The following is a 25,765-nucleotide window of genomic DNA, read 5'->3' as shown; positions in this document are numbered from 1 at the left end:
GCTTCGTCCAACAATGCGGGGTACCCCGTGCAATCCCCCGTCGAGATTGACGCCAGGCATTCTTCAGCGGTTCTCAGGAATTCAGGTAGGTCAGCACCGCCAGCACCCTTCGGTGGTCCTCCGGGCTCTGCGCCAGACCGAGCTTGAGGAAGATGTTGCTGACGTGCTTCTCCACCGCGCCGTCCGAGACCACCAGCTGCTTGGCGATGGCGGTGTTGGTACGGCCCTCGGCCATCAGGCCCAGCACCTCGCGCTCGCGCGGGGTCAGCCGCCCCAGCACCTCGGCCCGGCGGCTGCGGCTGAGCAGCTGGGCGACCACCTCCGGGTCCAGCGCGGTGCCACCGCGTGCCACCCGCTCCACGGCCTGGCAGAACTCCCGTACCTCGGCGACCCGGTCCTTGAGCAGATAGCCGATGCCCCGGGTGGAGCCGGCCAGCAGCTCGGAGGCGTAGCGCTCCTCCACGTACTGGGAGAGGACCAGCACGCCGACCTGCGGGTGGCGGCGGCGCAGCTCCACACAGGCCCGTACGCCCTCGTCGGTGTGGGTGGGCGGCATCCGCACATCGGCGACGACCACATCGGGCAGCTGCCCGGCGCCGGCCAGCTCCTTCACCGCCTTCAGCAGGCCCTCCCCGTCGCCGACCCCGGCCACCACCTCCAGTCCCCGGTCGGTGAGCAGCCGGGTCAGGCCCTCCCGCAGCAGAACCGAGTCCTCGGCGATGACGACACGCAGCATGATGGCCTTCCGGATGGCGGCGGGCGGTGAGGCGGTGAGGGCGTGGGGCGGTGAGGGCGTGGGACGTGGGACGTGGGGCGTGGGACGTGGGGCGTGGGACGTGGGACGTGCCCAGTCTGGCCCATCCCGGCGGCCGCCCGGGCCCGGTCCGGGGCGCGGGCTCACCTGGTACGGGCTCACATGGTGCGGACGGCCACCGCGTCGCAGAGCCCCTCCAGCGCCGAGCGGGCCGGGCACTGGGGAAGCTGGGCCAGCAGGTCGCGCGCCTCGTAGGCGTACCGCAGGGTCTCCCGGCGGGCCCGTTCCAGCGCCGGGTGGCCGCGCAGCAGCCGCAGCGCCTCGGCATGCCGGGTGTCGTCGCCGAGGTCGCCGTCGAGCAGCTCCCGCAGCCGGGCGTCGTCCGGGTCGGCGGGGTCGGCGGGCATGGCGCGCAGCAGCAGCACGGGCAGCGTGGGGACGCCCTCGCGCAGGTCGGTGCCGGGGGTCTTGCCGGACTCATGGCCGTCGCTGGCGATGTCCAGGACGTCGTCGGCCAGTTGGAAGGCGGTGCCGATCCGCTCGCCGTACTCGGTGAGGATCTCCACCGTGCGCTCGTCGGCACCGGCCAGCATGGCGCCCATCCGGCCGGAGACGGCGATCAGCGAGCCGGTCTTGCCGCTGATGACGTCCAGGTAGTGCTGGACCGGGTCGCTGCCCTGCCGGGGTCCTGCGGTCTCCAGGATCTGGCCGGTGACCAGCCGCTCGAACGCCTCGGCCTGGACGCGGACGGCCTCGGGGCCGAGGTCGGCCAGCACCTGGGAGGCGCGGGAGAAGAGGAAGTCGCCGGTGAGGATGGCGACCGAGTTGTCCCAGCGGGCGTTGGCGCTGGGGGCGCCGCGCCGCACCCCCGCCTCGTCCATCACATCGTCGTGGTAGAGGGTGGCCAGGTGGGTCAGCTCCACCACCACGGCGGCGGGGACCACTCCGGGGGCGTTGGGGTCGCCGAACTGGGCGGCGAGCAGCACCAGCAGCGGGCGGAACCGCTTGCCGCCGGCTTCGAGCAGATGCTGGGCGGTGACCGTGATGAACGGCACATCGCTCTTGGTGGCGTCCAGCAGCGCCTCCTCGACAGCGGCCATGCCGTCCCGGACGTCGGCGTTGAGCGCCTCGTCCTGCATGTTCAGCCCGAAGGGCCCCACGACGGTCACGAAGACCACTCCTGTCGCTGGTCGGTCATGCGGTCGTCCCAGATGCCGCTGCTGCCATCAAGGGCAGCGTATCCGGTCACAACTCGATCACCGCGTGGGCACCGCTCGGTCCGGAGGCAGGAGAGGCGGCGGCCGCCCGGGGGTGGGGCGGCCGCAGGGAACGCGGTGCCCGGTTCATGACCTCCCGCGCACCAGCAAGACATTCCATCCCTTCCGTGGCCGCCGGCGGCGGAAAGGTTGCCGCGAGGATCGGAGAGGATGTCCCGGCACGGGTCGACAGGGGACCCGGGGAGGCCGGGAGAGACGCCGGAGAGGCGGTGAGAGGCGATGCGGATGACGGCGGACGACGGGACGGTACGGGTGCTGGGCATGGGCCGGGCCGAGCTGGTCGCCCCCGACTGGCCGCCGCTCACCGAGGAGGAGACCTGCTGGCTGCTGGGCCGCCACCCCGGCACCGGCGGCCTGGACGCCGTGCTCTGGCGCAGCCCCCGGCCGCTCTCCGCCGCCGCACTGGTCCGTCCCCGCGCGGGGCGGCACCTCTTCGTCAAGCGGCACCACCGCACCGTCCGCGATGCCGCCGCGCTCGCGGAGGAGCATCGCTTCATGGCCCGGCTGGCCGCCCGGGGCGCCCCGGTGGCCCGGGTGCTGCGCGACCGGGACGGGGCCACCGCCACCGTGCGGGGCGCGTGGACCTACGAGGTGCACACCGCCCTGCCGGGCGACGACCTGTACCGCGACGCCTTCTCCTGGACGCCCTATCTGACCCTCGCCCAGGCGTACTCCTCCGGTGCCGCGCTGGCCGGGCTGCATCTCGCCGCCGAGGGCTGGGACGCGCCGCCGCGCGGCCCGCTGCCGCTGCTGGCCTCGCACCGGGTCTTCTCCGCCGCCGACCCGGTCGCGGCCATGGCGGACTTCGCCCGCGCCCGTCCGGGGCTCTCCGCGCTGCTCGCCCGGGTGCCCTGGCGGGAGGACCTGGCCCGGTACCACCTGCCGCTGCGGCCGCGCCTCGGCCCCCTCCGGCCGCTCTGGACGCAGAACGACTGGCATGGCACCAATCTGCTCTGGGACGGCGACCGGGTCACCGCCGTCCTGGACTTCGGCCTGGCCAACCGGACCACCGCCGTGCACGACCTGGCCACCGCCCTGGAACGCTCGGCCGTGGAGTGGCTGCGCCTCGCCGACCGGGGCCCGGCCGCCGTCCACCTAGGGCAGGCCCGCGCCCTGCTGGACGGCTACCGCTCGGTCCGCCCGCTCTCCCCCGCCGAGGCCGCCGCCCTGCCCGAGCTGCTGCCGCTGGTCCACGCCGACTACGCGCTCTCCGAGGCGTACTACTTCCACACCGTGCTGGGCCGCCCCGACCAGGCCCTGGAGACCTACCGCGACTACTTCACCGGCCACGCCGCCTGGTTCACCACCCCCGCCGGCCGGGACTTCACCGCCCGGCTGCGCGAGTGGGTCCGTACCGCGCCGTCCCCCACGCCGGACGGCTGCGCCCCGGCGCCGTGGGGCGGCCGGGGCGCAGGGCGCGGCGGGGTCAGCGGGGTCAGCGGGGTCAGCGGATGAAGACCGACGCCTTGTCCGCCAGGTCGAGGAAGTACTGCGGCAGCAGGCCGAGCACCAGGGTGACCAGGACGCCGAGGGTGATGGCGGTGGCGGTGAGGGGGCTGGGGACGGCGACCGAGGGGCCGTCCGGCTTGGGGTCGGAGAAGAACATCAGGACGATGACCCGGATGTAGAAGAACGCCGCAATCGCCGACGACAGCACACCGATGATCACCAGCGGGACCGCGCCCCCGCTCGCCGCCGCCTGGAAGACGGCGAACTTCCCGGTGAAGCCGGAGGTGAGCGGAATCCCGGCGAAGGCCAGCAGGAAGAGCGCGAAGACCGCCGCCACCAGCGGGGACCGCCGGCCCAGGCCCGCCCAGCGGGAGAGGTGGGTGGCCTCGCCGCCCGCGTCGCGGACCAGGGTGACCACCGCGAAGGCGCCGAGGGTCACAAAGGAGTACGCCGCCAGGTAGAAGAGCACCGAGGAGACGCCCGCCTTGTTGGTGGCGATCACGCCGGTGAGGATGAACCCGGCGTGGGCGATGGAGGAGTAGGCCAGCAGCCGCTTCACATCGGTCTGGGTGACCGCGAGGATCGCGCCGACCACCATGGTGAGGATGGCGACGCCCCACATCACCGGCCGCCAGTCCCACCGCATGCCCGGCAGCGCCACATAGAGCAGCCGCAGCAGGGCGCCGAAGGCGGCGACCTTGGTGGCGGCGGCCATGAAGCCGGTGACCGGGGTGGGGGCGCCCTGGTAGACGTCGGGGGTCCAGGCGTGGAAGGGGACGGCGCCGACCTTGAAGAGCAGGCCCACGCCCAGCAGCGCCAGCCCGATCAGCAGCAGGGCGTCGTTGCCGGTGGTGTTGGCCAGCGCCGGGGTGACCGGAGCCTGGCCGGAGACCACATCGGCGATGCCGCCCAGCGAGACGGTCCCGGCGTAGCCGTAGAGCAGCGCCACGCCGAAGAGGAAGAAGGCGGAGGCGAAGGCGCCCAGCAGGAAGTACTTGACCGCGGCCTCCTGGGAGAGGAGGCGGCGGCGCCGGGCCAGCGCGCACATCAGGTAGAGCGGGAGGGAGAGCACCTCCAGCGCCACGAACATGGTCAGCAGATCGGCCGCCGCCGGGAAGAGCAGCATGCCGCCGACCGCGAACATGGTGAGCGGGAAGATCTCGGTGGTGGCGAAGCCCGCCTTGGCGGCGGCCTTCTCCTGGTCACCGCCCGGTACGGCGGACGCCTGCGGGGCGAAGGCGTCCACCGGGGCGCCGCCCGCGCCGCGCGGCTCCAGCCGCCGCTCGGCGAAGGAGAGCACCGCGACCACGGCGACCAGCAGGATCACGCCCTGGAGGAAGAGCGCGGGACCGTCGACGGCGACGGCGCCCATGGCGGTGAGGTCGGCCTTGGTGGTGGCGTAGCCGCGGGCGGCCAGCGAGACCACCACGCCGAAGGAGGCGACCAGGCCCAGCAGGGCGATGGCCACCTGGGCGGTGTACCGGGTGCGGCGGGGCAGGAATGCCTCCGCGAGGATGCCGACCAGGGCGGCGCCGAAGACCACCAGCATGGGCGCCAGCTGCCCGTACTCAAGGTGCGGAGCCGGGATGGTCGCGGTGTCGCCCGCGGCCGTCCACAGGGTGTGGACAGCGGCGGCCGGTGCGAGGGCGGTCACTTCGCCTCACCTCCGTGGGAGTCCGCGCCGGCGGTCATGTAGGAGAACCAGGACTGCTCGGCCGCCGGATGGGCGGGTGGGGGATCGGTGCGGTGGACGTCGGCCATGGTGGCCTTCACCGCCGGGTTGACGATGTCGGCGAGCGGCTTGGGGTAGACGCCGAGCCCGATCAGCAGGACGACCAGCGGGGCGACCACGGCCACCTCGCGGATCCTGAGGTCGGCCATCGAGCGGACGCCCTCCTTGACCGGGCCGGTCATGGTGCGCTGGTAGAGCACCAGGACGTAGAGCGCGGCCAGCACGATGCCGAAGGTGGCGACGATGCCCATCGCCGGGTAGCGGGTGAAGGTGCCGACCAGCACCAGGAACTCGCTGACGAACGGCGCCAGACCGGGCAGCGAGAGCGTCGCCAGGCCGCCGATCAGGAAGGTGCCGGCCAGCACCGGGGCGACCTTCTGCACCCCGCCGAAGTCGGCGATCAGACGGCTGCCGCGCCGCGAGATCAGGAACCCGGCGACCAGCATCAGCACGGCGGTGGAGATGCCGTGGTTGACCATGTAGAGGGTGGCCCCGCTCTGCCCCTGGGTGGTCATCGCGAAGATGCCCAGGATGATGAAGCCGAAGTGGGAGATCGACGCATAGGCGATCAGCCGCTTGATGTCCTTCTGGCCCACCGCGAGCAGCGCCCCGTAGATGATCCCGACCAGCGAGAGCACCAGGATGGCCGGGGCGAAGTACCGGGAGGCGTCCGGGAAGAGGCCCAGGCAGAAGCGGAGCATCGCGAAGGTGCCGACCTTGTCGACCACGGCGGTGATCAGCACGGCGGTTCCGGCGGTGGACTCGCCCATGGCGTTGGGCAGCCAGGTGTGCAGCGGCCAGAGCGGCGCCTTGACCGCGAAGGCGAAGAAGAAGCCCAGGAAGAGCGCCTTCTCCGCTGCCGGGGCGATGGAGAGCTTCCCGTCGGCGACCGCGTTGGTGATGGTGGCCAGGTCGAAGGTGCCGCCTCCGCCGCTGCCGAGCCCGGCGCGGGCGGTGAGGACGTACAGCCCGATCACGGCGGCGAGCATCACCAGGCCGCCGACCAGGTTGTACAGCAGGAACTTGACGGCCGCGTAGGAGCGCTGCCGGGCCGCGTCCGGGCCGCCCGCCCGGTCCCCGAAGCCGCCGATGAGGAAGTACATCGGGATGAGCATGGCTTCGAAGAAGACGTAGAAGAGGAAGACGTCGGTGGAGAGGAAGGAGACCAGCACCATCGCCTCGACGGCCAGCACCAGGGCGAAGAAGCCCTGGGTGCGCCGGGGCCCCTCGAAGCTGTGCGGGTCCTCCGGGTCGGCGTCGTGCCAGGAGGCGAGCATCACCAGCGGCACCAGGACGGCGGTGAGCAGCGCCAGCACCACGCCGATGCCGTCCACGCCGAGCGAGAAGGAGATGCCGAAGCTCTTGATCCAGGTGTACGACTCGGTGAGCTGGTAGCGGTCGCCGCCCGGGTCGAACCGCACGGCGGCAATCGCCGTGAGGACGAGGGCGACGGCGGAGAAGGCCAGCGCGACGGCCTTGGGGGTGCGCCGCCTGGCCGCGGTGGTCGCGGCCGGCAGCGCCGCGGTGACGACCGCACCGACCGCCGGCACGGCGGCGGTGACGGTCAGCAGCGGAAAGGGCATCAGACCGACCTCATCAGGAGAGTGGTGGCGACCAGCACCGCGGCGCCACCGAACATGGAGAGGGCGTAGGAGCGGACGAAGCCGTTCTGCATCCGCCGCATCCGGCTGGAGATGCCGCCGATGGCGGCGGCCAGGCCGTTGACGAAGCCGTCCAGGCCCTTGGTGTCCGTGTAGACCAGCCCACGGGTCAGGTACTCGCCGGGGCGGACCAGCACCGCGTGGTTGAAGTCGTCCTGGAGCAGGTCGCGGCGGGCGGCCCGGGTGAGCGCGGAGCCCACCGGCGGGGTGACCGGGACGGGCTGCCGCCCGTACACCGCCCAGGAGACCAGTACGCCGGCGGCGACGCAGACGAAGGTGAGCACGGTGACCGTGATCGCGTTCAGCGGGGAGTTGCCCTCGGAGTGGCCGGTGATGGGCTCCAGCCAGTGCACAAAGGCGTTGTTGAGGGCGAAGAGCCCGCCCGCGAAGACCGAGCCCACCGCGAGCACGATCATCGGGATGGTCATCACCGACGGCGACTCGTGCGGGTGCGGCTCATGGCCCTCCGCATCGGGCTGCCAGCGCTTCTTGCCGAAGAAGGTCATGATCATCACGCGGGTCATATAGAACGCGGTGATCGCCGCGCCCAGCAGCGCGACCGTGCCCAGGATCCAGCCCTCGGTGCCGCCCTTGGCGAAGGCGGCCTCGATGATCCGGTCCTTGGACCAGAAGCCCGACAGGCCCGGGAAGCCGATGATCGCCAGATAGCCCAGCCCGAAGGTGACAAAGGTGACCGGCATGTACTTCCGCAGGCCGCCGTAGTGGCGCATGTTCACCTCGTCGTTCATGCCGTGCATGACCGACCCGGCGCCGAGGAAGAGCCCGGCCTTGAAGAAGCCGTGGGTCACTAGGTGCATGATCGCGAAGGCGTAGCCCACCGGGCCCAGGCCCGCCGCCAGCACCATGTAGCCGATCTGCGACATGGTGGAACCGGCGAGGGCCTTCTTGATGTCGTCCTTGGCGCAACCGACGATGGCACCGAAGAGCAGTGTCACCGCGCCCACGCAGACCACCACCAGCTGGGCGTTGGGCGCCAGGTTGAAGATGACTGCGGAGCGGGTGATCAGATAGACGCCGGCGGTGACCATGGTGGCGGCGTGGATCAGGGCCGAGACCGGGGTCGGGCCCTCCATCGCGTCGCCCAGCCAGGACTGCAGCGGCACCTGCGCCGACTTGCCGCAGGCGGCCAGCAGCAGCATCAGCCCGATCGCGGTCAGCCGGCCCTCGCCGGCGTCATGCGCCGTGGCGAAGACCGGACCGAAGGCGAAGGAGCCGAACTGCGCGAACATCAGCATGATCGCGATCGACAGGCCCATGTCGCCGACCCGGTTGACGATGAACGCCTTCTTGGCCGCCGTCGCCGCGCTGGGCTTGTGCTGCCAGAAGCCGATCAGCAGGTACGAGGCGAGGCCCACGCCCTCCCAGCCGACGTACAGCAGCAGGTAGTTGTCGGCCAGCACCAGCAGCAGCATCGCCGCCAGGAAGAGGTTGAGGTAGCCGAAGAAGCGGCGGCGGCGCTCGTCGTGGGCCATGTAGCCCACCGAGTAGAGGTGGATCAGCGAGCCGACGCCGGTGATCAGCAGGACGAAGGTGATGGAGAGCTGGTCGAGCTGGAAGCCGACGTCGGCCTGGAAGCCGCCCACCGGGATCCAGGAGAAGAGGTGCTGGTGGATCGGCCGGGCGGCGGCGTCGCGGCCCAGCATGTCGGCGAAGAGGACCACCCCCACCACAAAGGACGCGGTGGAGGCGAGGACGCCCAGCCAGTGGCCGAAGGCGTCCAGGCGGCGGCCGCCGAGGAGCAGCAGTGCTGCCCCCGCGAGCGGGGCCGCGACGAGCACGGGGATGAGTGCGTTCACGGGTTCGTCTGCCTCCGCCTACAGCTTCATCAGATTGGTGTCGTCGACCGACGCCGAGTGCCGGGTGCGGAAGATGCTGACGATGATCGCCAGGCCCACCACGACCTCGGCGGCGGCGACCACCATGGTGAAGAACGCCAGGATCTGGCCGTCCAGGTTGCCGTGCAGCCGGGAGAAGGTGACCAGCGCCAGGTTGGCGGCGTTCAGCATCAGCTCGACGCACATGAAGAGCACGATGGCATTCCGCCGGATCAGCACCCCGGAGGCGCCGATGGTGAAGAGCAGCGCGGAGAGATACAGGTAGTTGACGGGGTTCACTGCTGCTCGGCCTCCCTCTCGGACGTGGGCTCCGCAGACGACGGTGTCGTCTTCCCGGTCTCGGTACGGGTGGCCTCGGCGGCCTCGTCCGCAGCGCCGGACGTGAGCGGGGCCCTGGGGGTCACCGCGATCCGGCGCGGCGGGGGCGTACGGCCCAGGTAGTCGGCGGTGGCGGTCTCCAGCTGCTCCATGCGGCGCAGCATGTCCCCGCTGACGTCGCGGATCTGGCCACGGGCGCGCAGCGTCGGGTTGACCGAGATCTCGGCGGTGGTGCCGTCGGGCAGCAGGCCGGGGATGTCCACCGCGTTGTGCCGGGCGTAGACGCCGGGCGCCGGCAGCGGGGGGACCTGCACGCCGTCGCGGACCCGCTGCTGGGCCAGCTCCCGCTGGGTGGACCGCTCCTCGGTGCGCTCCCGGTGGGTGAGCACCATGGCGCCGATGGCGGCGGTGATCAGCAGCGCGCCGGTGACCTCGAAGGCCCAGACGTACCGGGTGAAGATCAGCTTGGCCAGGCCCTGGACGTTGCCGCCCGCATTGGCCCCGGCCAGGCCGGTGAAGGTGGTGAGCTTGGCGTTGGCGATGCCGGCGATCAGCAGCACCCCGAAGCCGAGGCCGCAGAGGACGGCCGCCCACCGCTGGCCCTTGAGGGTCTCCTTGAGGGAGTCCGCTGAGGTGACGCCGACCAGCATCACCACGAAGAGGAAGAGCATCATGATCGCGCCGGTGTAGACGACGATCTGGACCACGCCCAGGAAGACCGCGCCCTGCGCCATGTAGCAGACGGCCAGGGCGAGCATGGTGGCGGCCAGGCAGAGCGCGCTGTGCACGGCCTTGCGCATGGTCACCATGCCGATGGCACCACCGACCGCGATCACGGCCAGCACCCAGAACTGCACGGCCTCGCCGGTGGAGGTGGCGCCGGTGACGGCGGCTGCGAGGGGGACGGCGGAGGTCATGCCTGGCTCGCCTCCTCCGGCTGCTCGCCCTTGCTGCGGGCCGGCTGGGTCTCGGTGCCGGGGGCGGCGCCGGTGACCTGGCCCCGGTAGTAGTCGCCCTCGTCGGTGCCCGGGTACATGGCGTGCGGCGGAGCGACCATGTCCTCGGTGAGCCCGGCCAGCAGCTGCTCCTTGGTGAAGATCAGGTCGGCGCGGCTGCTGTCCGCCAGCTCGTACTCATTGGTCATGGTGAGCGCCCTGGTCGGGCATGCCTCGATGCAGAGCCCGCAGAGGATGCAGCGGGCGTAGTTGATCTGGTAGACGCGCCCGTACCGCTCGCCCGGCGAGTAGCGCTCCTCGTCGGAGTTGTCGGCGCCCTCCACATAGATGGCGTCGGCGGGGCAGGCCCAGGCGCAGAGCTCGCAGCCGATGCACTTCTCCAGGCCGTCGGGGTGCCGGTTGAGCTGGTGGCGGCCGTGGAAGCGGGGTGCGGTCTCCTTCTTCTGCTCGGGGTACTGCTCGGTCAGGCGCTTCTTGAACATGGCCTTGAAGGTCACGCCGAATCCGGCGGCCGGGCCGAGGATGTCAGGCACCGTCGGCTCCCTTCGGGTTGGAGGTGCCGCCGCCGACGGCGGCGGGTTCGCCGGACTCCTCGACCGGGGGGGCGGGCGGCGGCTCCTGGGGGATGCGGCTGCGGCGGCGCGGTACGGGCGGCAGTTGCTGGCCGGGCATGGGGGGCACCGGGAAGCCACCGGCCATCGGGTCGAAGACCTCCTGCGGCTGGTGCGGCATCGGCTTCTCCCTGCGCCGGAAGACGTCCCAGACCAGGGAGAGCAGCAGGATCGCGACGACCGGCGCCAGCGCGTAGAGGATGATCCGACTGAAGTCGTACCCCTCGTTGCGCAGCGCCCGGACGGTGGCGACCAGCACCAGCCAGACCAGCGAGACCGGGATCAGCACCTTCCAGCCCAGCTTCATGAACTGGTCGTAGCGGAGCCGGGGGAGGGTGCCGCGCAGCCAGATGAAGAAGAACAGCAGCAGCTGGATCTTGATGGTGAACCAGAGGATCGGCCACCAGCCGTGGTTGGCGCCCTCCCAGAAGGTGCTGATCGGCCAGGGTGCCCGCCAGCCGCCCAGGAAGAGGGTGGAGGCCACGGCGGAGACGGTGACCATGTTGACGTACTCGGCCAGCATGAACATCGCGAACTTCAGCGAGGAGTACTCGGTGTTGAAGCCGCCGACCAGCTCGCCCTCGGCCTCGGGGAGGTCGAAGGGCGCGCGGTTGGTCTCGCCGACCATGGCCACGATGTAGACCAGGAAGGAGACCGGCAGCAGCACCACGAACCACTTGTCCTGCTGCGCTCCCACGATCTCCGAGGTGGACATCGACTTGGAGTAGATGAAGACGGCGGCGAAGGAGAGGCCCATCGCGATCTCGTAGGAGATCATCTGCGCGGCCGAGCGCAGACCGCCGAGCAGCGGATAGGTGGAGCCGGAGGACCAGCCGGCCAGCACGATGCCGTAGATCCCGACCGAGGCGGTGGCCAGGATGTACAGCATGCCGATCGGCAGGTCGGTGAGCTGCATGGTGGTCCGGGTGCCGAAGATCGACACCTCATGGCCGGCCGGGCCGAAGGGGATCACCGCGAAGGCCATGAAGGCCGGGATGACGCAGACCAGCGGGGCCAGGATGTAGACGACCTTGTCCGCGCCGCTGACGACCAGGTCCTCCTTGAGGGCCAGCTTCACGCCGTCGGCGAGCGACTGGAGCATGCCCCAGGGGCCGTGCCGGTTGGGGCCGATCCGCAGCTGCATCCAGGCGACGACCTTGCGCTCCCAGACGATCGCGATCAGCACGGTGACCACGAGGAAGGCGAAGGTGAAGACCGCCTTGATCAGCACCAGCCACCAGGGGTCGCGGCCGAAGAGGCCGAGCGACTCGGTGGCGGGGGCGACTGCCGCCGCCAGGATGGTGGGGGTCATCGGTTCTCCTCCCCGCTGGTCGGGACCGGGGCGGCCGGACCTGCCGGGGCGATGGAGACCACCCGGCCGGTGCCGGTGCCCAGCGCCCGGAAGGCGCCGCCGTCGGTGGAGTTCAGCGGGATCCACACGGTGCGGTCCGGCATCTCCCCGGTGACGGCCAGCGGCAGGGTCAGCGACCCGGCCGGGCCGGTGACGGTGAGCGGGACCCCGTCGGCCGCGCCGATCTCGGCGGCGGTGGCCGGCGAGAGCCGGGCGACGGCGGGGTGCCGGGTACCGGCCAGGTGGACGTCGCCCTCCTGGAGCACGCCGTTGTCCAGCAGCTGCCGCCAGCCGGCCAGGACCGCCTCGCCGGCGCCGGGCCGGGGCGTCTGACCCGGGTGCCCGGCGGGGGCGCTGCTGCGCTCGCCGGCCCAGGGGCCCAGGGCGTCCAGCTCGCGGCGGGCGGCCGTGAGGTCGGGCAGGCCCAGGTGCACATCCATGGCGTCGGCCAGCATGGTGAGCACCCGCAGGTCGGACTGGAGGTGCCGCTGGGTCTGCTGGTCGGGCTTGAGCGCCGCCTCGAAGAGCCGCACCCGGCCCTCCCAGGTGAGGAAGGTACCGGCCTTCTCCGCGACCGCGGCCACCGGCAGCACCACATCGGCGCGGGCGGTGACGGCGGACGGCCGCAGCTCCAGGCTGACCAGGAAGGGCACCCGGTCCAGCGCGGCCTCGGCGGCGGCCGGGTCCGGCAGGTCCGCCGTCTCCACCCCGCCGACCAGCAGCGCTCCCAGCTCTCCGGCGGCGGCGGCCTCCAGGATCCGGCCGGTGTCCCGGCCGAAGCCGCCCGGGATCTCGGCGATGCCCCAGGCGGCGGCGGTCTGGGCGCGGGCCTCCGGGTCGGTGATCGGACGTCCGCCGGGCAGCAGGCCCGGCAGCGCGCCGACCTCGACCGCGCCCCGCTCCCCGGCCCGGCGCGGCACCCAGGCCAGCCGGGCGCCGGTGGTCGCGGCCAGCCGTACGGCGGCGGTGAGTGCGCCGGGTACGGTGGCCAGCCGCTCGCCAACCATGATCACGGCACCGTCGCGGCGCAGCAGCTCGGCGGCCCGGCCGCCGTCCTCCGCCAGCGGCTCGTCGCCGCCGAGCGCCGCCAGCCACTCGCCCTCGGTGCCGGGCGCGGCGGGCAGCAGGGCGCCGCTGAGCTTGGTCAGGCCCCGGGAGGCGTGGGTGGCGATCGAGAAGACCTTCAGGGAGCCCTTGCGGGTGGCCTTGCGCAGCCGCAGGAAGACGTTCGGCGACTCCTCCTCGGGCTCGAAGCCCGCGAGCAGCACCGCCGGGGCGGCCTCCAGCGTCCGGTACGAGACCCCGGTGCCGTCCAGGTCCACACCGCGTCCGGCGACGGCGGCGGCCAGGAAGTCGGCCTCCTCCGCGCTGTGCGGGCGGGCCCGGAAGTCCACGTCGTTGGTGGCCAGTGCGACCCGGGCGAACTTGGCGTAGGCGTAGGCGTCCTCGACCGTGGACCGGCCGCCGACAAGCACGGCGGCCCGGCCGCGCGCGGCGGCCAGACCCTCGGCGGCCCGCTCCAGCGCCTCCGGCCAGGAGGCCGGGACCAGTTCACCGCTCTCCGCGTCGCGGACCAGCGGGGTGGCCAGCCGGTCGCGCAGCTGCGCGTAGCGGAAGGCGAACCGGCCCTTGTCGCAGTTCCACTCCTCGTTGACCTCCGGGTCGTCCCCGGCGAGCCGCCGCAGCACCTTGCCGCGCCGGTGGTCGGTGCGGATGGCGCAGCCCGAGGAGCAGTGCTCGCAGGTCCCGGGCGAGGAGGTGAGGTCGAACGGCCGCGACCGGAACCGGTAGGCGGCGGAGGTGAGCGCGCCCACCGGGCAGATCTGGATGGTGTTGCCGGAGAAGTACGACCGGAAGTCGTCGCCCTCGCCGGTGCCCACCTGCTGGAGGGCACCGCGCTCCAGCAGCTCGATGAAGGGGTCTCCGGCGACCTGCTGCGAGAAGCGGGTGCAGCGGGCGCAGAGCACGCACCGCTCCCGGTCCAGCAGCACCTGGGTGGAGATGTTGACGGGCTTGGGGAAGGTCCGCTTGGCGCCCTCGAAGCGGCTGTCGGCCTGCCCGGTGGACATCGCCTGGTTCTGCAACGGGCACTCGCCGCCCTTGTCGCAGACCGGGCAGTCCAGCGGGTGGTTGATCAGCAGCAGCTCCATCACCCCGCGCTGCGCCTTCTCGGCGACCGGGGAGGTGGACTGGGTCTTCACGACCATTCCGTCGGTACAGGTGGTGGTGCAGGAGGCCAGCGGCTTGCGCTGCCCCTCGACCTCGACGATGCACTGGCGGCAGGCGCCCGCCGGGTCCAGCAGCGGGTGGTCGCAGAACCGGGGGATCTGGACGCCGATCAGCTCGGCGGCGCGGATCACCAGGGTGCCCTTGGGCACCTGGAGTTCGACACCGTCGATGGTCACGGTCACAAGGTCTTCCGGTGGCGGGGCCGCAGCCGTCCCCTGGGGTGTGCCGGTGGTGACGGTCATTTAGGCGAGCACCCCCTTCTCCTGGGCGGGCTGGTGGGCGGCGGTTCCGTTGATGCCCGGCTGCCGGCCGGCCCAGACGGTGGACGCCGCCGGGTCGAAGGGGCAGCCGCGCTGGGCGATGTGCTGCTCGTACTCGTCGCGGAAGTACTGCAACGAGGAGGTGATGGGGCTGGCCGCGCCGTCGCCGAGGGCGCAGAAGGACTTGCCGAAGATGTTGTCGGCGATGTCCAGCAGCTTGTCGAGGTCGCTCTGGGTGCCCTCGCCGGCTTCGATCCGGCGCATCAGCTGCACCAGCCAGTAGGTGCCCTCGCGGCAGGGGGTGCACTTGCCGCAGGACTCATGGGCGTAGAACTCGGTCCACCGGGTGACGGCGCGGACCACGCAGGTGGTCTCGTCGAAGACCTGGAGCGCCTTGGTGCCGAGCATCGACCCGGCGGCGCCGACGCCCTCGTAGTCCAGCGGGACGTCCAGGTGCTCGTCGGTGAACATCGGGGTGGAGGAGCCGCCCGGGGTCCAGAACTTCAGCCGGTGGCCCTCCCGTACGCCGCCGCTCATCTCCAGCAGCTGGCGCAGCGTGATGCCCAGCGGGGCCTCGTACTGGCCGGGGTTGGTGACATGGCCGGAGAGCGAGTACAGCGTGAAGCCCGGGGACTTCTCGCTGCCCATCGAGCGGAACCACTCCTTGCCGCGGTGCAGGATGGCTGGCACCGAGGCGATGGACTCCACGTTGTTGACCACGGTGGGGCAGGCGTAGAGACCGGCGATGGCGGGGAACGGCGGCCGGAGCCTGGGCTGGCCTCGGCGGCCCTCCAGGGAGTCCAGCAGCGCGGTCTCCTCGCCGCAGATGTACGCTCCGGCGCCGGCGTGCACGGTGATGTCCAGGTCGAAGCCGGAGCCCTGGATGTCCTTGCCGAGCAGGCCCGCCGCATAGGCGTCGGCGACGGCGGCGTGCAGCCGCCGCAGCACCGGGACGACCTCGCCGCGCAGGTAGATGAAAGCGTGGTTGCAGCGGATCGCGTAGGAGGCGATCACCATGCCCTCGATCAGCGCGTGCGGGTTGGCGAAGAGCAGCGGGATGTCCTTGCAGGTGCCCGGCTCGGACTCGTCGGCGTTGACCACCAGGTAGTGCGGCTTGCCGTCGCCCTGCGGGATGAACTGCCACTTCATCCCGGTGGGGAAGCCGGCGCCGCCGCGACCGCGCAGCCCGGCCTCCTTGACCAGCGCGATGACGTCGTCCGGGGGCATCCGCAGCGCGGCGGCCAGGCCCTGGTAGCCGTCGTGGCTGCGGTAGGTCTCCAGGGACCAGGGGCGCTGCGCGTCCCAGGTGTCGGAGAGGACCGGGGTGAGCAGCTTCTCCGGACCCACCCCTCCGACCAGGCTGTCGGTGGTCATCGGCCCTCACTCCCTTCCGGATCGGCGGGGTGCGCGGGGTCGGACACCGAGGTGTCCTGCGGGGCGTCGTGGGAGGACGGGGCGCCGGCGGACGAGTCCTCCGAGGCTGCCCCGGTGCCGTGCCGGGGGGAGACGACCTTGGCGGTGCCGCAGCCCGGCAGGGTCTCGCCACGGGCCAGCCGCAGCCCGGCGAGCGAGGGCGCACCGCCGGCGCCGGAGGCGTCCAGGGCACCGGCCCGCTCGTCCGGGAACCCGGCGAGGATGCGGGCCGTTTCCTTGAATGTGCAGAGCGCCGCACCCCGGCTGGGGAGGACCGTGTGACCGGCCCGCAGGTCGTCCACCAGCCGCTTGGCGGTCTCCGGCGTCTGGTTGTCGAAGAACTCCCAGTTGACCATCATCACCGGCGCGTAGTCGCAGGCCGCGTTGCACTCGATGTGCTCGATGGAGATCGCGCCGTCCTCGGTGGTCTCGTTGTTCTCGACCCCGAGGTGCTCCTTGAGCTCGGCGAAGATCTGGTCGCCGCCGAGCACCGCGCAGAGGGTGTTGGTGCAGACCCCGACGTGGTAGCGACCGGCGGGCTTGCGCCGGTACATGGTGTAGAAGGTGGCGACCGCGGTCACCTCGGCCGTGGTCAGCTCCAACTGCTCGGCGCAGAACCGGATGCCGCTGGCGCTGACGTACCCCTCCTCGGCCTGAACCAGGTGGAGCAGCGGCAGCAGCGCCGAGCGTGCCACCGGGTAGCGGCCGATCAGCTCCTTGGCGTCGGCCTCCAGCCGGGCCCTCACCTCCGCCGGGAAGTCGGGCGCCGGCAGCGCCGGCATGCCCAGCCCCACGGGCTGGGGCCCCACGGACTGTGATACTGGCTGAGTCTCGTGTGCCGTCACCGGTCCACGCCTCCCATCACCGGGTCGATACCGGCCACGGCGACGATCACATCGGCGACCTGGCCGCCTTCGCACATCGCTGCCATGGATTGCAGGTTGGTGAACGACGGGTCCCGGAAGTGGACCCGGAACGGCCGCGTACCGCCGTCGCTCACCGCGTGCACGCCGAGTTCGCCCTTGGGCGACTCGACGGCGGCGTACGCCTGCCCGGCCGGGACCCGGAAGCCCTCGGTCACGAGCTTGAAGTGGTGGATCAGGGCCTCCATGGAGGTGCCCATGATGTTCCGGATGTGGTCCAGCGAGTTGCCCATGCCGTCGGGCCCGATGGCGAGCTGCGCGGGCCAGGCGATCTTCTTGTCGGCGACCATCACCGGGCCGGGCTCCAGCCGCTCCAGGCACTGCTCGACGATCCGCAGCGACTGCCGCATCTCCTCCAGCCGGATCAGGAACCGGCCGTAGGAGTCGCAGCTGTCGGCGGTGGCGACCTCGAAGTCGTAGGTCTCGTAGCCGCAGTAGGGGTCGGACTTGCGCAGGTCGTGCGGCAGGCCGGTGGAGCGCAGGATCGGCCCGGTGACGCCCAGCGCCATGCAGCCGGCCAGGTCCAGGTGGCCGACGTCGACCAGGCGGGCCTTGAAGACCGGGTTGTCGGTGGCGAGCTTGTCGTACTCGGGCATCCGGGACCGCAGCAGCTTGATGCCCTCGCGGACCTGGTCGATCGCGCCGGACGGCAGGTCCTGGGCGAGGCCGCCGGGGCGGACGTAGGCGTGGTTCATCCGCAGGCCGGTGACCAGCTCGAAGATGTCCAGGATGATCTCGCGGTCCCGGAAGCCGTAGATCATCAGCGTGGTGGAGCCGATCTCCATGCCGCCGGTGGCCAGGCAGACCAGGTGCGAGGCGATCCGGTTGAGCTCCATCATCAGCACCCGGATGACGGTGGCGCGGTCCGGGATCTGGTCGGTGATGCCGAGCAGCTTCTCCACGGCGAGGCAGTACGCCGTCTCATTGAAGAGCGGCGTGAGGTAGTCCATGCGCGTGACGAAGGTGGTGCCCTGCGTCCAGTTGCGGAATTCGAGGTTCTTCTCGATGCCGGTGTGCAGGTAGCCGATGCCGCAGCGGGCCTCGGTCACCGTCTCGCCGTCGATCTCCAGGATGAGGCGGAGCACACCGTGGGTGGACGGGTGCTGGGGGCCCATGTTGACGATGATCCGCTCGTCGTCCGCCTTGCCGGCGGCCGCCACGATCTCGTCCCAGTCGCCGCCGGTGACCGTGAAGACCCGCCCCTCGGTGGTCTCCCGGGCCCCTGCCTCTGCGTACATGTCGGTCATCAGGAGTACGACCTCCGCTGGTCGGGAGCCGGGATCTGGGCGCCCTTGTACTCGACGGGAATGCCGCCGAGCGGGTAGTCCTTGCGCTGCGGGTGGCCCAGCCAGTCGTCCGGCATCATGATCCGGGTGAGCGCCGGGTGGCCGTCGAAGACGATGCCGAAGAAGTCGTACGCCTCCCGCTCGTGCCAGTCGTTGGTCGGGTAGATCGCGACCGTGGACGGGATGTGCGGGTCCGCGTCGGGCGCCGAGACCTCCAGCCGGATCAGCCGGCCGTGGGTGATCGACCGCAGCGGGTAGACCGCGTGCAGCTCGCGGCCCTGGTCGCCGGGGTAGTGGACGCCGCTCACGCCGAGGCAGAGCTCGAAGCGGAGCGCCGGGTCGTCCCGGAGCGTCCTGGCCACCTGGAGCAGGTGCTCGCGGCGGATGTGGAAGGTCAGCTCGCCACGGTCGACGACGGTCTTCTCGACCGCCTCGGCGGGGCCGACGCCGCGACCGGCCTCGGCCTGCTCCTCCAGCGCGCCTTCGAGCTCGTCGGCGACCTCGTCGAACCAGCCGCCGTACGGGCGCGTACTGCCGCCCGGCAGCGTGATCGGCGCGATCAGCCGCCCGAAGCCGGAGGTGTCGCCGGTGCCCTTGGTGCCGAACATGCCCCGGCGGACGCCGATGGCCTCGTCCTTGCCGTTCTCACCACGGGGGGCGGGAAGAGAACCGTTTGTGCCGTGGTCTCCGTTGATGCCGCTCACCGCAGCAGCCCCTTCATCTCGATCGTCGGGACCGCCTGGAGCGCCGCCTGCTCCGCCTGCTCCTCCGCCCGGAGGCGGTTCACACCCAGCTTCTCGTGCTGGATCTTGTCGTGGAGCTTGAGGATCGCGTCCATCAGCATCTCCGGCCGCGGCGGGCAGCCCGGCAGGTAGATGTCGACGGGCACGATGTGGTCGACGCCCTGGACGATCGCGTAGTTGTTGAACATGCCGCCCGACGAGGCGCAGACGCCCATCGAGATGACCCACTTGGGGTTGGCCATCTGGTCATAGACCTGGCGCAGCACCGGGGCCATCTTCTGGCTGACCCGCCCGGCGACGATCATCAGGTCGGCCTGCCGGGGCGAGCCCCGGAAGACCTCCATGCCGAACCTCGCCAGGTCGTACCGGCCCGCGCCCGTGGTCATCATCTCGATGGCGCAGCAGGCCAGACCGAAGGTGGCGGGGAAGAGTGACGACTTGCGCACCCACCCGGCGGCGGTCTCCACGGTGGTGAGCAGGAAGCCGCTCGGCAGTTTCTCCTCGATACCCATCTGAATGCCTCTCAGCTAGTCCCACTCAAGACCGCCGCGCCGCCACACATAGGCGTAGGCGACGAAGACGGTGGCGATGAAGAGCAGCATCTCGACCAGCCCGAAGATCCCCAGGGCGTCGAAGCTGACCGCCCACGGGTAGAGGAAGACGATCTCGATGTCGAAGACGATGAAGAGCATCGCCGTGAGGTAGTACTTGATCGGGAACCGACCGCCGCCGGCCGGTTGCGGGGTGGGCTCGATCCCGCATTCGTAGGCCTCAAGCTTGGCCCTGTTGTAGCGCTTGGGGCCGGTGAGTGAGGCCATCACGATGGATCCCACCGCGAATGCCGCCGCGATGGCACCGAGTACGAGGATCGGCGCGTAAGCGTTCATACGCTCCCGCTCCCTCCGCAAGTCGTCCCTGACTGCATACGGACCGTTCGGTTCCGGGTCGGTGATCACCTCATGTGAGGCAGTTCACAAACCCCGATTCGGCTGCATCCTATGCCCGTACGCATGTGATCTGCGACACGGGGTCACTCACACTCTTTGTGATCTACGCCACCTGATGAATGATCATGAAGTAACACCGGTCAGGGAGTGGACACAGTGCGCGTTCGATCGATCCCTTACGGTCACGGGCCCGGATGAAAGCCCTGCTCCAGGGCTTGTGGCGTTATCAGGCGATTCCATCCCAGAGCAAATTTGAGGCCCGGTGGGGTGCGTGCTAGCCGGCCTCACCCTCCCGGGGTGGGCGGAGCGGACCGTGCTTGACCCCCCTCGGACCGGCCGCCCGCCGGCCCTTGTGAATCCGCGCGCATACGACGACTGCCGCACCTCCGGGGGAGGCGCGGCAGCGTCGGGCAGGGGGTGCGGCAGGGGGGTCAGGCGTTGGGCGCCACCTTGGCGAGGCCGTTGATGATGCGGTCCATGGCGTCGCCGCCCTGCGGGTCGGTGAGGTTGGCCAGCAGCTTGAGGACGAACCTCATCAGCATCGGGTGGGTCAGGCCGCGCTCGGTGGCCAGCCGCATCACCTTGGGGTTGCCGATCAGTTTCACAAACGCACGACCGAGCGTGTAGTAGCCGCCGTAGACGTCCTTGAGGACCCGCGGATACGCCTGGAGGGCGCGCTCCCGGCCCGCCTCGGTGACCCGGGCGTGCGCCTGCACGACCACCTCGGCGGCGATCTTCCCGGACTCCATGGCGTAGGCGATGCCCTCCCCGTTGAAGGGGTTGACCATGCCGCCCGCGTCGCCGACCAGCAGCATGCCCCGGGTGTAGTGGGGCTGCCGGTTGAAGGCCATCGGCAGCGCCGCGCCCCGGATCGGCTCGGTCATGTTCTCCGGGGTGTAGCCCCACTCCGCCGGCATATTGGCGCACCAGGACTTCAGCAGCTCGCGGTAGTCGATCTCGCCGAAGGACGAGGTGGTGTTCAGCAGGCCCAGGCCGACATTGCTGGTGCCGTCGCCCATGCCGAAGATCCAGCCGTAGCCGGGCATCAGGGTCGCCTGGCCGTGGCGGCGGTCCCACAGCTCCAGCCAGGACTCCAGGTAGTCGTCGTCGTGGCGGGGGCTGGTGAAGTACGTCCGGTAGGCGACGCCCATCGGCCGGTCCTCGCGCCGGTGCAGGCCCATGGCCAGCGACAGCCGGGTGGAGTTGCCGTCCGCCGCGATCACCAGCGGGGCGGTGAAGACCACCGGCCGCTTCTCCTCGCCCAACTTGGCGGTCACACCGGTGATCCGGCCCGTACGGTCGTCCAGCAGCGGGCCGCTGACATTGGCCCGCTCATACAGCCGCGCCCCGGCCTTCTCGGCCTGACGGGCCAGCAGTTCGTCGAAGTCGGCGCGCTTGCGGACCAGGCCGTAGTCGGGGAAGGACGCCAGATCCGGCCAGTCCAGCTCCAGGCGCACCCCGCCGCCGATGATCCGCAGCCCCTTGTTGTGCAGCCAGCCGGCGCCCTCGGAGACGTCGATGCCCATCTCCACCAGCTGCTTGACCGCGCGCGGGGTGAGGCCGTCGCCGCAGACCTTCTCCCGGGGGAAGGACGACTTCTCCAGCAGCAGCACATCCAGGCCGGCCCTGGCCAGGTGGTACGCGGTCGTCGCCCCGGCGGGTCCGGCGCCCACCACGATCACGTCGGCGCTGCCCTCGACGGGCTCGCTCGGCTTCGCGGCGGCGGCGTCGGCAGCTGCGGTCTCGGTCACGGTCGGCACTCCTGGCTGCTCTCGGCTGATGCGGGCCCGGTCCGGGACCGGACCTGAGCAGTCTATGGGCCCGGTCCCCCGAATACCCGGCCGGGCAGCAGAGCCGGTGGGGCGGCGCACGCGATGCGCTGCGCCATCGGTGAAGGGGCCTCGGGTGGTCACCGAGATTTAACCTCGACGACCCTTCTGCGGCGGCGTTCTACGCGCGTATCTTGAGCCGGGCACGCCAGTCCCCACCGAGGACAGCGGTGGGGTCTGGCGCGCATCCGTGTGCCCGTTCTGACGCATCGCCCGTCCCAGAAGGAGACCCCTCCGGTGTCGCAGACCCCCGACGCAGACACGCACTCCCGTCCCGCAGCGCCCCGCCCCGCCCGGCTGCGCAGGCGGCTGGTCCCGATCGCGATCACCGGCTCGATCGTGCTGGCGGGGGTGGGCGTGCACACCGCGTTCGCCGCGCCGTCCGCCGATGCCGTGATAGCCGAGGTGTACGGGGGCGGCGGCAACTCCGGCGCCACGTACACCAACGACTTCATCGAGCTGGCCAACGCCGGCTCCGCCGCGCTGGACCTCTCCGGCTACAGCGTGCAGTACCTCTCCGGCAGCCCCGGCCCGACCACCAAGTGGCAGGTCACCAGACTCACCGGCGCGCTCGCCGGGAACGGCCGCTACCTGGTCGCCGAGGCCGCCGGCACCGGCGGCAGCACCGCGCTGCCCACCCCGGACGTCACCGGCACCATCAACATGTCGGGCACCACCGGCACCGTCGCGCTGGTCAGCGGCAGCGACCCGCTGACCTGCCTCACCGCCGCCGACTGCGCCGCCGACGGCCGCATCAAGGACCTGGTCGGCTACGGCACCGCGGTGGTCCGCGAGGGCTCCGGCCCGGCCGCCGGGGCGAGCAACACCGACTCGGTCGCCCGCAGGACCCTGGTGGACACCGACGACAACGCGGCCGACTTCGCCGCAGGCACGCCCACCCCGGAGAACTCCGGCAGCACCGGCGGCGGCGACTCCACCCCGACGCCGACCCCGACGCCGACCGCGACGCCGACCCCGACCGCGACGCCCACGCCCCCCGCCGATGCGGTCCAGGCGAAGATCCACGACATCCAGGGCACCACCCGGCGGTCGCCGCTCGCCACCAAGGACGTCACCGGGGTGACCGGCATCGTCACCGGTGTCCGCACCACCAGCACCTCGTCCACGTCCAAGGGCTTCTGGATGCAGGACCCGCACCCGGACAAGGACCCCCGCACCAGCGAGGGCATCTTCGTCTACACCAGCTCCACCCCCACGGTGAAGGTCGGCGACAGCGTCACCGTGTCCGGTGTGGTCTCCGAGTACTACCCGGGCGGCTACGACACCGGCATCCAGTCGATCACCGAGATCATCAAGCCGATCGTCACCGTGATCTCCAGCGGCAACGCGCTGCCCGCCCCGGTCGTCCTCACCAAGAAGAACATCCCCGCCGACTGGTCGCCCCCGGCGGACGGCAACGGCAGCATCGAGTACTCCGACCTCCAGCCGACCGCCTACGCCCTGGACCTGTACGAGTCGCTTGAGGGCATGAACGTCCAGATCTCCGACACCCGCGTGGTCGGCGCCACGGACGGTTACAAGGAGCTGTGGGTCACCGTCGACCCCGGCCACAACAAGACCAAGCGCGGCGGCACCTACTACCCGTCGTACGACGACCCCAACTCCACCCGCCTCCAGGTGCAGGCGATGAACACCACGGACGCCTTCCCGATGGCGAACGTGGGCGACACCCTCAAGGGCGTCACCGAGGGTCCGCTGGACTACAGCCAGTTCGCCGGCACCTACATCGTGGAGGCCCGCACCCTCGGCACCCACGTGGACAACGGCCTCAAGCCGCAGGTCGCCACCGCGCCGAAGTCCAACGAGATCGCCATCGCCACGTACAACGTGGAGAACCTCGCCCCGAGCGACGCGCAGTCCAAGTTCGACCGGCTCGCCACGGGCCTGGTCAGCAATCTGCGCTCGCCCGCCATCGTCGGCGTGGAGGAGATCCAGGACAACAGCGGCGCGGTCGACGACGGCACCGTGGACGCCGACAAGACGCTGACCAAGCTCACCGCCGCAATCGCCGCGGCCGGCGGCCCGCAGTACTCCTGGCGCCAGATCAGCCCGGTGAACGACAAGGACGGCGGCCAGCCGGGTGGCAACATCCGCACCGTCTTCCTGTTCGACCCGACGCAGGTCAGCTTTGTCGACTGGCCGGGCGGCAGCGCCACCACCGCCGTGGACGTCACCGGCAAGAACAACAAGACCGCGCTGACCATCTCGCCCGGACGGATCTCCCCGACCGACGAGGCATGGAACAGCAGCCGCAAGCCGCTGGTGGGCCAGTTCCTCACCAGGGACAACAAGACGATCTTCGTGATCGCCAACCACTTCAACAGCAAGGGCGGCGACCAGAACATCGCCGGCCGCGTCCAGCCGGCCCAGCGCAGCTCCGAGGTGCAGCGCATGAAGCAGGCTGCGCTGGAGAACGCCTTCGTCAAGAAGCTGGAGGCCGCCGACTCCAAGGCCCTCATCGTCTCCCTGGGCGACTTCAACGACTACCAGTTCTCCCCCGCGCTGACCACCCTGACCGGTAACGGCACGGTGCTCACCGACATGATCAACACGCTGCCCAAGGAGGAGCGCTACTCCTACGTCTTCCAGGGCAACTCGCAGGTGCTGGACCACATCCTGGTCAACCCGAGCATGCTCGACCACGTGAAGTACGAGGTCGTGCACATCAACTCGGAGTTCGCCGACCAGACCAGCGACCACGACCCGCAGGTGCTGCGGCTGAAGCCGTAACGCTGGTGCAGGCCCGCCCGTCCCCGCGCCGAGTACAGCGGGGACGGGCGGGCTCTCTGCATATCTCTTGACGCGCGAGTACCCGTGATGGGTTCATGAGGGCGGTACCGGCTGCGGGTCGCTGCTGGGCGATCCGGGCCGTCGTGGGAGCGCTCCCGTTCCTGTGCCGCGGCTGCCCGGGCCGCCCCCGGCGGGCCCGGCGACAGACACAGGCGAAAGGGCACCATGAGCCTCACGAGAAAGAACATCCTGGGCACACTGCTGGCCGTACTGGCCGTCGTGCTCGCCCTGGTGGTGGTACGGCCGGCCGCAGCCGCCACCCCGATCCGGATCATGCCGCTGGGCGACTCCATCACGGGTTCACCGGGCTGCTGGCGGGCGCTGCTCTGGAACAAGCTCCAGCAGAACGGCTACACCAACATCGACTTTGTCGGCACCCTGGGCCCGCAGGGCTGCTCGGTGCCGTACGACGGCGACAACGAGGGGCACGGCGGCGCCCTGGTGACCACGGTCGCCGACCAGAACCAGCTCCCGGGGTGGCTCTCGGCCACGCATCCCGACATCGTTGTCATGCACTTCGGCACCAATGACGTCTGGAGCAACCGCTCCCCGGACCAGATCCTGGCCGCCTACAGCACCCTGGTCGACCAGATGCGGGCGTCCAACCCCAACATGAAGGTGCTGGTCGCCCAGATCATCCCAATGAACCCCAGCACCTGCCCGGAGTGCGCGCAGCGGGTGAAGGACCTCAACGCCCGCATCCCCGCCTGGGCGGCGGGCAAGACCACCGCCAAGTCGCCGATCACGGTGGTGGACCAGTGGACGGGCTTCAACACCGCCACCGACACCGGTGACGGGGTGCACCCCAATGACACCGGCATCGTCAAGATCTCCGACCGCTGGTACCCGGCGCTGGCCGCCGCCCTGAGCGGGACCACGCCCACCCAGCCGCCCACCAGCCAGCCTCCGACCAGCCAGCCGCCCACCAGCCAGCCCCCGACCAGCCAGCCGCCCACCAGCAAGCCTCCGACCACCCAGCCGCCCACCAGCCCGCCGCCGGCCGGGTCCGGCTGCGCGGCGTCGTACACGACGGTGGGGAGCTGGCAGGGCGGCTTCCAGGGCGAGGTGGCGGTGCGCAACAGCGGCACCGCGTCGATCTCCCACTGGAAGGTGACCATGTCCTTCTCCGGCGGAGAGAAGATCACCCAGATCTGGAACGGCACGCTGACCACCAGCGGCTCCACCAACACCGTCACCGATGTGGGCTGGAACGGCGCGCTGGCGGCGGGCACCTCCACGTCGTTCGGCTTCCTCGGGTCCACCGGCGGCACCCCGGGCACCCCGACGCTCAGCTGCACCGCGTCCTGAACCGACCCCGGCAGAGCCACCCCGTGGCCGGACCGCCTGCTCATGAGGCGG

General features: G+C 71.1%; 20 protein-coding genes. 3 read left to right on the top strand and 17 right to left on the bottom strand.

Annotated elements, in window-relative coordinates; all coding sequences use genetic code 11:
* Positions 1–73: 73 nt before the first annotated feature.
* Complete coding sequence (locus C7M71_RS18010) at positions 74–733, bottom strand: response regulator transcription factor (RefSeq protein WP_322975223.1); 660 nt, start codon at positions 731–733, stop codon at positions 74–76.
* A gap of 179 nt (positions 734–912) precedes the next feature.
* A complete protein-coding gene (locus C7M71_RS18005; protein WP_111492451.1) occupies positions 913–1,923 on the bottom strand; it encodes a polyprenyl synthetase family protein in 1,011 nt (336 codons plus the stop codon).
* A gap of 333 nt (positions 1,924–2,256) precedes the next feature.
* On the opposite strand from C7M71_RS18005, the gene C7M71_RS18000 reads away from it, so the two are divergent.
* Entirely contained in the window at positions 2,257–3,486 is a 1,230-nt protein-coding gene (locus tag C7M71_RS18000; RefSeq protein WP_229758786.1) for a phosphotransferase enzyme family protein, read from the top strand.
* Here the strand turns inward: C7M71_RS18000 and nuoN are convergent.
* The 15 genes from nuoN to C7M71_RS17925 form a co-directional block, all read right to left on the bottom strand.
* Entirely contained in the window at positions 3,476–5,134 is a 1,659-nt protein-coding gene (gene nuoN, locus C7M71_RS17995; RefSeq protein WP_111492450.1) for an NADH-quinone oxidoreductase subunit NuoN, read from the bottom strand. The genes C7M71_RS18000 and nuoN overlap by 11 nt on opposite strands.
* Positions 5,131–6,795, bottom strand: coding sequence for an NADH-quinone oxidoreductase subunit M (locus C7M71_RS17990; RefSeq protein ID WP_111492449.1), 1,665 nt, complete (start codon positions 6,793–6,795; stop codon positions 5,131–5,133). Before C7M71_RS17990 ends, nuoN begins: the two co-directional genes overlap by 4 nt.
* On the bottom strand, positions 6,795–8,690 hold the full coding sequence (nuoL, locus tag C7M71_RS17985; RefSeq protein WP_111492448.1) for an NADH-quinone oxidoreductase subunit L: 1,896 nt from the start codon (positions 8,688–8,690) through the stop codon (positions 6,795–6,797). Before nuoL ends, C7M71_RS17990 begins: the two co-directional genes overlap by 1 nt.
* An 18-nt stretch (positions 8,691–8,708) precedes the next feature.
* Positions 8,709–9,008, bottom strand: coding sequence for an NADH-quinone oxidoreductase subunit NuoK (nuoK, locus tag C7M71_RS17980; RefSeq protein ID WP_111492447.1), 300 nt, complete (start codon positions 9,006–9,008; stop codon positions 8,709–8,711).
* The gene (locus tag C7M71_RS17975) at positions 9,005–9,964 is read right to left on the bottom strand and encodes an NADH-quinone oxidoreductase subunit J (RefSeq protein ID WP_111492446.1); all 960 of its coding nucleotides are present in this window, start codon (positions 9,962–9,964) and stop codon (positions 9,005–9,007) included. The genes nuoK and C7M71_RS17975 overlap by 4 nt, the downstream gene beginning before the upstream one ends.
* The gene (nuoI, locus tag C7M71_RS17970; protein WP_111492445.1) at positions 9,961–10,536 is read right to left on the bottom strand and encodes an NADH-quinone oxidoreductase subunit NuoI; all 576 of its coding nucleotides are present in this window, start codon (positions 10,534–10,536) and stop codon (positions 9,961–9,963) included. The genes C7M71_RS17975 and nuoI overlap by 4 nt, the downstream gene beginning before the upstream one ends.
* Complete coding sequence (gene nuoH / locus C7M71_RS17965; protein WP_111492444.1) at positions 10,529–11,926, bottom strand: NADH-quinone oxidoreductase subunit NuoH; 1,398 nt, start codon at positions 11,924–11,926, stop codon at positions 10,529–10,531. Before nuoH ends, nuoI begins: the two co-directional genes overlap by 8 nt.
* Positions 11,923–14,436 carry an NADH-quinone oxidoreductase subunit G gene (locus C7M71_RS17960; RefSeq protein ID WP_114914422.1) on the bottom strand — a complete coding sequence of 838 codons (2,514 nt, stop codon included), beginning with the start codon at positions 14,434–14,436 and terminating at the stop codon, positions 11,923–11,925. Before C7M71_RS17960 ends, nuoH begins: the two co-directional genes overlap by 4 nt.
* The gene (gene nuoF, locus C7M71_RS17955) at positions 14,437–15,828 is read right to left on the bottom strand and encodes an NADH-quinone oxidoreductase subunit NuoF (RefSeq protein WP_111492393.1); all 1,392 of its coding nucleotides are present in this window, start codon (positions 15,826–15,828) and stop codon (positions 14,437–14,439) included.
* Positions 15,825–16,649, bottom strand: coding sequence for an NADH-quinone oxidoreductase subunit NuoE (gene nuoE, locus C7M71_RS17950; RefSeq protein WP_111492399.1), 825 nt, complete (start codon positions 16,647–16,649; stop codon positions 15,825–15,827). Before nuoE ends, nuoF begins: the two co-directional genes overlap by 4 nt.
* Before the next feature lie 59 nt (positions 16,650–16,708).
* On the bottom strand, positions 16,709–18,028 hold the full coding sequence (locus C7M71_RS17945) for an NADH-quinone oxidoreductase subunit D (RefSeq protein WP_111492398.1): 1,320 nt from the start codon (positions 18,026–18,028) through the stop codon (positions 16,709–16,711).
* An 8-nt stretch (positions 18,029–18,036) separates the two neighbouring features.
* Positions 18,037–18,780 (bottom strand): NADH-quinone oxidoreductase subunit C, encoded by a 744-nt coding sequence (locus C7M71_RS17940; protein ID WP_111492394.1) that lies wholly within the window; start codon positions 18,778–18,780, stop codon positions 18,037–18,039.
* Positions 18,777–19,331 (bottom strand): NuoB/complex I 20 kDa subunit family protein, encoded by a 555-nt coding sequence (locus C7M71_RS17935; protein WP_111492395.1) that lies wholly within the window; start codon positions 19,329–19,331, stop codon positions 18,777–18,779. The genes C7M71_RS17940 and C7M71_RS17935 overlap by 4 nt, the downstream gene beginning before the upstream one ends.
* Positions 19,332–19,346: 15 nt before the next feature.
* Positions 19,347–19,706: an NADH-quinone oxidoreductase subunit A gene (locus C7M71_RS17930; protein ID WP_055588767.1), complete on the bottom strand. Its 360-nt coding sequence runs from the start codon at positions 19,704–19,706 to the stop codon at positions 19,347–19,349.
* 491 nt (positions 19,707–20,197) lie between these two features.
* The gene (locus C7M71_RS17925; RefSeq protein WP_111492396.1) at positions 20,198–21,517 is read right to left on the bottom strand and encodes a geranylgeranyl reductase family protein; all 1,320 of its coding nucleotides are present in this window, start codon (positions 21,515–21,517) and stop codon (positions 20,198–20,200) included.
* Positions 21,518–21,892: 375 nt separating this feature from the next.
* Here C7M71_RS17925 and C7M71_RS17920 point away from each other — a divergent pair, with 375 nt between their 5' ends.
* Together C7M71_RS17920 and C7M71_RS17915 are read left to right on the top strand one after the other, a co-directional pair.
* The gene (locus C7M71_RS17920; RefSeq protein ID WP_111492400.1) at positions 21,893–24,346 is read left to right on the top strand and encodes a lamin tail domain-containing protein; all 2,454 of its coding nucleotides are present in this window, start codon (positions 21,893–21,895) and stop codon (positions 24,344–24,346) included.
* Between the two features lie 225 nt (positions 24,347–24,571).
* On the top strand, positions 24,572–25,714 hold the full coding sequence (locus tag C7M71_RS17915; protein ID WP_111492397.1) for a cellulose binding domain-containing protein: 1,143 nt from the start codon (positions 24,572–24,574) through the stop codon (positions 25,712–25,714).
* Positions 25,715–25,765: the final 51 nt, after the last annotated feature.

Origin of the sequence: Peterkaempfera bronchialis (genome assembly GCF_003258605.2) — a bacterium.
Lineage (GTDB): Bacteria > Actinomycetota > Actinomycetes > Streptomycetales > Streptomycetaceae > Peterkaempfera > Peterkaempfera bronchialis.
The sequence above is the reverse complement of the archived record's forward strand: the minus strand, read 5'-3'. Positions and strand labels throughout refer to the sequence as shown.

Excerpts from the sequence above, each read along its gene's own strand:
- C7M71_RS18000 (WP_229758786.1), top strand. The coding sequence starts at position 2,257 with ATGACGGCGGACGACGGGACGGTACGGGTGCTGGGCATGGGCCGGGCC.
- C7M71_RS17990 (WP_111492449.1), bottom strand. The coding sequence starts at position 6,795 with ATGCCCTTTCCGCTGCTGACCGTCACCGCCGCCGTGCCGGCGGTCGGT.
- C7M71_RS17975 (WP_111492446.1), bottom strand. The coding sequence starts at position 9,964 with ATGACCTCCGCCGTCCCCCTCGCAGCCGCCGTCACCGGCGCCACCTCC.
- nuoH (WP_111492444.1), bottom strand. The coding sequence starts at position 11,926 with ATGACCCCCACCATCCTGGCGGCGGCAGTCGCCCCCGCCACCGAGTCG.
- C7M71_RS17960 (WP_114914422.1), bottom strand. The coding sequence starts at position 14,436 with ATGACCGTCACCACCGGCACACCCCAGGGGACGGCTGCGGCCCCGCCA.
- nuoF (WP_111492393.1), bottom strand. The coding sequence starts at position 15,828 with ATGACCACCGACAGCCTGGTCGGAGGGGTGGGTCCGGAGAAGCTGCTC.
- nuoE (WP_111492399.1), bottom strand. The coding sequence starts at position 16,649 with ATGCCGGCGCTGCCGGCGCCCGACTTCCCGGCGGAGGTGAGGGCCCGG.
- C7M71_RS17945 (WP_111492398.1), bottom strand. The coding sequence starts at position 18,028 with ATGTACGCAGAGGCAGGGGCCCGGGAGACCACCGAGGGGCGGGTCTTC.
- C7M71_RS17935 (WP_111492395.1), bottom strand. The coding sequence starts at position 19,331 with ATGGGTATCGAGGAGAAACTGCCGAGCGGCTTCCTGCTCACCACCGTG.
- C7M71_RS17930 (WP_055588767.1), bottom strand. The coding sequence starts at position 19,706 with ATGAACGCTTACGCGCCGATCCTCGTACTCGGTGCCATCGCGGCGGCA.
- C7M71_RS17915 (WP_111492397.1), top strand. The coding sequence starts at position 24,572 with ATGAGCCTCACGAGAAAGAACATCCTGGGCACACTGCTGGCCGTACTG.